Genomic DNA, 230 nt, shown 5'->3' with positions numbered 1-230 from the left:
CCGAAGCCGTGCCGGTTTCCCAGGATCAGTACCAGAACGAGTGCCGCGGTGCCGGAGCTGATCTCAACGACGGTGCCGCCCGCGAAGTCGATGACCTGGCCGAAAACGGAACTGACCGCTCCTCCGGCGCTCATGAGGCCGCCACCCCAGACCATGAAGGCGAGGGGGCAGTACACTGCGGTGATCCAGATGGGGACGAAGATGGCCCAGGCGGTGAACTTGGTCCGGTC

General features: G+C 65.2%; 1 pseudogene. It reads right to left on the bottom strand.

From position 1 onward, the window contains the following. A pseudogene (locus tag BJQ90_RS19675) lies at positions 1–230 on the bottom strand (ammonia channel protein); the annotation flags it as partial.

The sequence above is a fragment of the Arthrobacter sp. SO3 genome, from assembly GCF_020532825.1.
Classification (GTDB): Bacteria; Actinomycetota; Actinomycetes; order Actinomycetales; family Micrococcaceae; genus Arthrobacter.
The sequence above is the reverse complement of the archived record's forward strand: the minus strand, read 5'-3'. Positions and strand labels throughout refer to the sequence as shown.